This window comes from Lentilactobacillus sp. TOM.63 (assembly GCF_030361045.1).
Taxonomy (GTDB): domain Bacteria; phylum Bacillota; class Bacilli; order Lactobacillales; family Lactobacillaceae; genus Lentilactobacillus; species Lentilactobacillus dabitei.
Genome location: NZ_JAUCAP010000106.1, coordinates 1 through 6,369 on the forward strand (window position 1 = coordinate 1; position 6,369 = coordinate 6,369).

5 protein-coding genes are annotated in these 6,369 nt (G+C 37.9%); 3 read left to right on the plus strand and 2 right to left on the minus strand.

The window, feature by feature from the left end; genetic code table 11:
• Positions 1-45 precede the first annotated feature (45 nt).
• Together QUF07_RS12900 and QUF07_RS12905 are read right to left on the minus strand one after the other, a co-directional pair.
• Positions 46-1,509 (minus strand): family 43 glycosylhydrolase, encoded by a 1,464-nt coding sequence (locus tag QUF07_RS12900; protein ID WP_289427806.1) that lies wholly within the window; start codon positions 1,507-1,509, stop codon positions 46-48.
• Between the two features lie 17 nt (positions 1,510-1,526).
• Complete coding sequence (locus tag QUF07_RS12905) at positions 1,527-2,945, minus strand: glycoside-pentoside-hexuronide (GPH):cation symporter (protein ID WP_217342025.1); 1,419 nt, start codon at positions 2,943-2,945, stop codon at positions 1,527-1,529.
• 368 nt (positions 2,946-3,313) lie between these two features.
• On the opposite strand from QUF07_RS12905, the gene QUF07_RS12910 reads away from it, so the two are divergent.
• From QUF07_RS12910 to QUF07_RS12920, 3 genes are all read left to right on the plus strand, one after another.
• Positions 3,314-4,384 (plus strand): PfkB family carbohydrate kinase, encoded by a 1,071-nt coding sequence (locus QUF07_RS12910; protein ID WP_217342026.1) that lies wholly within the window; start codon positions 3,314-3,316, stop codon positions 4,382-4,384.
• A 232-nt stretch (positions 4,385-4,616) separates the two neighbouring features.
• The gene (locus QUF07_RS12915) at positions 4,617-5,918 is read left to right on the plus strand and encodes a glycoside hydrolase family 28 protein (RefSeq protein ID WP_289427808.1); all 1,302 of its coding nucleotides are present in this window, start codon (positions 4,617-4,619) and stop codon (positions 5,916-5,918) included.
• Positions 5,919-5,943: 25 nt separating this feature from the next.
• Positions 5,944-6,297, plus strand: coding sequence for an MFS transporter (locus QUF07_RS12920; protein ID WP_289427809.1), 354 nt, complete (start codon positions 5,944-5,946; stop codon positions 6,295-6,297).
• Positions 6,298-6,369 lie beyond the last annotated feature (72 nt).

Sequence of the window (6,369 nt, forward strand, 5' to 3'; positions counted from 1 at the left end):
TCATAAGGGAAGGCATTCCCTATTTCTATACAATTCAGAAATCTTTTATGCATTTACACAAGATATTTTACGCTCTCCAACTGCGCCCAGAGAATATTGTTTGTCAATATCACTTAATAAAAATTCTGCTTGTGATTCATTGATCTGAATGCTTAATTGATATTTTCCACCGCTTGTGATCGAGACCTCGTTAAGTTGTTTAAATTCACCTGCTATCGATTGTTGCAAGACAACACAAGGATTCCCCAATTTATTTACCGTAACCATCAGCAGTACATAATTAGATAAATCTAAGTAAAGTGTCATGCCAGCCAATTCCAAATAACTCTTTGGATGATACTCTAGTTTAACTGATGCATGACAATTGAAGTCGGTTTGCCTAGTTGCCACAATATGCTGATCAAATGCTGATTGTGGTGACTGCCCGCCCTTTATTATCAGCCCATTGCTCGTTGGTATAAGCCATTTATGGGAACTAAATTGACGCAGGGTATTCCAGTGTTTATACTTCAATGTTTGACCATCAAACGCATCAACAAAACTATGGCTTATCGGTTTTCCATTTGATACCCCTTTAGGCGCTGGAGTTTCTAAGCTTGGTCGGTTTGTTCCATTGGCTAATCGTAACCAATCATTGTCAGTCCAAATAACTTTTTGAACTGCCGTTTCTCGTCCTAATATTGGATCGTCGCCTTTAAGGGGCCGTGTACAGAGATGTGCCATATACCATTCATGATCTCTAGTTTCCATCAAGCTTGCATGTCCTGCACACTGTAGTGGAAGAATCGGGTCATCTTTTGATGTAAGCATCGGATTATCAGGATCAACTTCGTACGGACCCCAAACATTTTTACTGCGAGCAATCGTTTCTTGGTGATTAGCCTCAGTGCCGCCTTCAGCACATAGCATGTAGTAATAGCCATTATGTTTATATATTTGGGGTGCTTCTGTCTTTTTTGCAGACGTTCCTTTAAATACTAGTTTAGGCTTACCTTCAAGTTCTAACGTATCAGAATTAATCTTTTGCATCACAATTCCAGCTGACTTATTATGAGTTGCTAGGCGATAATCCCAAATTTCGTTTAGGAAATACGCTTGCCCATCATCATCAAAGAAAATAGATGGATCAAATCCAGAACTATTGACGTAGACAGGATCACTCCATGGCCCATGAATATCATTAGCGGTGATAATATAATTATCGCAATCTTTGAAAGGAACTTTAGTCGCATTTACATTCGTATAAACAATGTAAAATTTACCATTATGATAACTTGCAAACGGCCCCCAAATTGAGCAACCTGTTGGGTTTCCTTGTAAGTTTACAAGTCTTGGCTCGTTTAAAATTGATGTTTCGTAAGACCAATTCACCAAATTATCTGATGAATACACACGAATTCCCGGCAGCCATTCAAAGGTTGATACAACAATATAATATAGTTCATCATCTTTAAATAAAACCGGATCCGGATTAAAGCCAGTTAATACTGGATTTTGAATTGTCTCCATAATTAATCTTCACACCTTTATTTATTATTTTCCTCTTCAGCCAATTCCCTCTTGTTTCGAGCTTGCAACTCGGCTGAGATTTTATTATATGTTTCTTTATCCAAATTATAGAATTTCATTGAGAATATAGCGATGAAGTAAATAATGATCGGAACTATTGTGGTGGCGATTACAATTCCGTGTAAAGCACCATCGGTTTGATGAGATGTAGTTGCCACATATCCAGTAGCCGAAAGAACCAGTCCTGGAATCATGCCTCCCAATGCATTTCCGCACTTAAACACAAAACCAATAATTGCGTAAATTACGCCGCTCATTCGCTTATTTGTTTTATATTCGCCATACTCAACAGTTTCCGGAATAAGGGCCCACATGTATGCTGAGATCATTCCGTTACCAACCGATGCAATCCCTCGTGAAATAAAGATCCATGTAATCCACTCTGGCTTGGCGAAAAACAATCCAGCCATTCCGATAATATCAGCAGCAATTGAAACAATGATCAGTTGAAATTTCGATAGATGCTTTGCTAACCAGGGAATTGCTGGAATAAACGCCAATGCGGGAAGGGTACCGGCTAAAGAATACCATTTAACCAAATCAGCACGGCCTACGTAATACGTTACATAATATATACCAGTTGCACTAACAATCGACTTTACGCCATAAATGACGAAGAAGAAAATACATAATATAACCAAAGGACGGTTATGCATTAATTGTTCAAACACATCTTTTACCTTAATCTTATTGTGAGATGCAGGAACTCGAACTCGCTCATGGGTAGAGAAAAAGCACCCCCAAAGTAGTAGTCCACCCATGATTCCCATAATTGCCATGGTTAGTTGCCAACCAGTTGCAGCCCCTAGATTTTTAGTGAACATATCTGCTAAAAATGGTACAAAAAACGCAACGATTACTTGGCCAACATTGGCAAGGAAGGTCCGGTACGTTGTTAAACTCACTGATTCTTGTTGATCATTTGTCATTGCAGCAGTTAAGCTACCATATGGAACATTAACGAATGTGTAACAAACTGACAGCATAATATAAGTAATATAGGCATAAACAAGTTTCCCAGTTCCACCAAATCCTGGAACGGTGAAACAAAGTACCGCAAGCGCAGCAAACGGGACTGCCCCATAAAGCAGGAATGGACGGTACTTTCCATATTTAGTATTGGACTTATCAACAAAGAAACCAATAATCGGATCAGAAAAAGCATCTATAAACCTAACTACCAAAAATAGCAATGACGCAGCACCAGCAGAAATTCCAAAAACATTAGTATAAAAGAACAGTAAGTATGTTGACAAACTTGCATAAATTAAATTACAAGCAAAGTCCCCAAGGCCAAATCCTATTTTCTCACCAGCTCCTATATGACCAATAGGTCGTAAACGCTTGCTTTGCTGCAGTGTTTCCTGAGCTTTCATTTATAAACACTCCCCATAATTTATTTAGTTAATTTAAATAAACTAACTAACAACGATTAGTATATCAGAAAGCGTTTTCTTTTCAAGCGTTTTTTTAATATTTAGCCATTATTTCTTGCTTATTTCGCTCGTTTGTTTATATTTATAATTTAACTCACACTCTCAGATTTATTTGTAATTCCATTATCTTGTACTTACTAAGAAATCTGCTCCGAGGTATGAATACTCATTATTGGTGCTCTCATTGCATCGTTGTATAATGAAATGACTAGGTAATTTCCAATAATGATTAGAAATACAAATTCATTATTCTAAGCTAAAAGCTTAAAATTTTTCCCACATTAAACTAATTGAATGGAGCTTCACAAATGATCTCACGCGAACAACAAATTTTAGAATGGATTAAGCAAAACCCAATGATTAGTCAGAATGAGCTTGCAAAGCTCGCTGGCATCACTCGTTCAGGTGTTGCAGCACACATTTCGAATCTAGTTAAAAAAGGATATTTACAGGGTAAGGGCTATATTGTCGCTCCTGAAAATTATGTCGTTGTCATTGGTGGAATCACATTGGATACTTTTGGCATTCCAAGTAGGGAAGCTTTTGAAAACAAGTCCAATCCTGGAGTAATTTATTCAGATTTGGGTGGCCTTGGGCGCAACATTGCTGTCAATCTCACCAATTTGGAAATACCAAACTACTTCGTATCCGTTTATGGAAATGACTCTGCGGGGGAAGAATTCAAGCGAGATGCACAAAAAAGAAAGCTTGACATTACCTATTCCAAACAGATATCAAGTAAACCCACCTCTCGTTACTTATACATTAATCAGCCAGATGCCAAACGGATTTTTGGTGTAGATGATAGTCGGATCCATGATGAAATCACACCCGACTTTTTGAAAGAACGAATTTCTATATTGAAAAATGCAAAGATGATTATCATAGACCCAAATTTACCACAAATGACAATTAAGTGGCTCTATAAGCAATTTAATCAGCCTTTACTTGCTGATTCTATTAACAAGGTAATTCGATTGAAGCAGGGTATTGCTGCATTAGATACATTAGTTTTAAATTCTGCTGAGTCCCAAGCCATTACAAATATCACTATTAATAATCGTCAAACTGAGAAACAAAGTGCCGATCAACTCATTTCAATGGGAATTTCCAATGTGTTCATTTATGATTCAAGAATTGGTTTTTTGTATCAAACACAAAGCGATTCATTCTATTTCCCAATTACACTTGACAAAGTACTAAATACTAATGGTGTGGGTGCGGCTGCCTTAGCTACAATCGTTTATGCTCGTCGGAGTAAGTTGAATGCAGCCCAAACCGCAAGAATCACACAAGCGGCTGCTCAGTCTACCATGAGCACTTATTTAAATGTTGTGAACAATCTAACTCCAAATTATCTTGAAAGGTATTTACAATAAATAAAAGACTCATATTCATAATGTACAGATTTGGCTGATAATCATCAGCCTTTTTATTTTGGGTCAAATTGTTGAAATATCACCGTTTTTTGTAAACAAATGTTTATATCCATAAACATTTGTTTACAAACTGAAAAAATCGTGCTATTCTTCCATTGTGATCATTAAGCGCTTACAAGATCTACATCTCAATCTCCAAAACTGACTAAGTCACGCAGAAAGAAGGAGTGTCATGTTAGTCATTGAAGTAAATCCGGGTAAAGATATTCAAACAGCCATAAATAAACTCTCTGAGGCTAATGGTGGACAAGTCATCATCAACCCAGGAGAACATATTACTGGTCCGATTGAATTAACCTCGAACCTAACACTTACATTACAAGAAGGATCTATTATCAAATTTAAAGACGACCCAATGCTTTATCCGCCAGTTTGGACGCGTTGGGAAGGTGTTGAATGTTTCGCTATGCATCCACTCGTTTATTCAAACAATGATAAGAATGTGAAGATTAACGGAACTGGAACAATTGACGGGTCAGGATCAAACTGGTGGAAAACTTTTAAAAAAATCGAAGATGAGGATCGAACCCTTCCACGAGAAGATTATGAGCTTCGTTTGGCAAACCTTAATCCAGACTATCAAACCAGGACTGGCGGTGGCGGTCGTCCGTCTACCCAATTCTTACGACCTCCATTAATTCAATTCTGGAAAGGCCAAAATATCGTAATCGAGGGGATCACTTTGAAAAATTCCCCCTTCTGGACCCTACACATGGTGTTTTCCAGAGACATTCAAATTGAAAATATGACATTTTCTAATCCAGCGGATGCCATAAATACTGATGCAATGGATATTGATTCAAGTGAAAATGTATCCGTCAGTAACTGTCTATTAGATGTGGGTGATGATGGTGTTACCCTGAAATCCGGTTCAGGAGCGGACGGAATTCGCGTAAATCGACCTACTAAAAACGTTCACATCACTGGCTGTCGTATTCTTGCAAGTCATGGTGGAATTGCGATTGGATCTGAAACAGCGGCTGGAATCAGTAATGTCGAAGTCTCAAATTGCACCTTTGAGGGAACTCGCCGAGGAATCCGTTTAAAATCTCGTCGTACTCGTGGTGGCACGATTCAAGATATAAAATTACATGATCTAACAATGGACTCATGCTGGTGTCCCATTTCTCTTGAACAATATTTTGCTCCTGGCGTATTACCAGCTGAAGAAGATACTGTTCTGTCAAAAGAACCTCAACCGGTTGATAACACAACCCCACACATTAAGAATATTCAAATAAAAAACATTACAGCTACAAATGTCCGAGCAACTGCTGCTTTTATCGTGGGACTACCCGAAGCGCATATTCAAAATGTTAATATTGAAAACTTTAACTGGTCGTTAGCAACTCCAGATCATTTATTGCCAACGAATTATGCAGAGGAAACTGGTGGTAGATTCCATGATGCAAGTCGAGATATTAAAACAATCAATGTTAGCAATTTGGTGATTAATGGTAAAAAGCTGGATTAACCCAGAATAGAAAGTTGGAGAAAAAATGGAAAATCAAAAAAAGCGATGGGTCTATACCCCTCATAAAATTTCTATTTGGCGATCTATTGGTTATGGAATAAATGATATGAATGGGGCTTCATGGGGAACGTTAGTAGGGTCTTACTTGATGTTCTTCCTAACAACATATGGCAAACTTTCGGCTGCTGCGGTAGGTATGCTGTTTTTAATTGGAAAATTTTTAAATGCAATTATGTCAATGCTAGCAGGCTCAATCTCGGACAGATTATATTCAACTAAAATTGGCAGACGTTTTGGTAGGCGACATCTTCTGTTATTGGTCGGAGCCATCCTAACAATTCTCTTCTTCCCGATGCTATTCATGGTAGTTCCTGGGTAAGCACTAAATAATTGGACGTATTCAAAAAGGCATTCGAGCATGTTATTCTTCAGATAACACAATCGAATGCCT